1 protein-coding gene is annotated in these 549 nt (G+C 46.1%); it reads left to right on the top strand.

Annotation, left to right across the window (positions count from 1 at the left end):
• Positions 1-549 (top strand): hypothetical protein (locus tag J3U14_RS11665; RefSeq protein ID WP_267369704.1); only part of this gene is annotated, 549 nt, incomplete at both ends.

Genomic DNA, 549 nt, shown 5'->3' with positions numbered 1-549 from the left:
CATTCGGCTTTAAAAGTGAGAATGTGTTAAAAGGGACTATTTATAAAGACTACTCAGGACAAGGAACGCATCAGACTTATCACACCGCTACCTTATCAGGGGTGAACGTTGTGGCGACAAACAGCCATGGCTTAACCTTAACGGTCGACAGTGACAGTAAGGGTGAATATGAAATTGCGAATATAGGTGAAGGCCGCTGGACGATAAGTGTAGAAGCACCGGCAAATTCAGGTTATGACTTCAGTTATGTGGCACAGAAAGTGGGCGGCGCGATTACATCCATTACCGGTAATGGTGTTGTTGTCGATATCGCCTCCCCATCCTCGTCGTCCACCAAAATCACCACGGTTGATTTCGGTCTGAAAGGACAGGCGAGCATTGAAGGTCAGGTCGTGATAGACGTGATTGCGGAAGATGGCGCGGTGATAAATGCACAGGATATCGGAATTGATACGTTATTTACGGATTACACGGTAGGATTATATGTAGATAATAATCTGGTGAAAGAGGTTAAAGCGGTCAGTACGGGTAGTGCAGAGCACGAGTTAG

The organism is Gilliamella sp. B3801, assembly GCF_026536645.1.
Lineage (GTDB): Bacteria > Pseudomonadota > Gammaproteobacteria > Enterobacterales > Orbaceae > Gilliamella > Gilliamella apicola_I.
The sequence above is the reverse complement of the archived record's forward strand: the minus strand, read 5'-3'. Positions and strand labels throughout refer to the sequence as shown.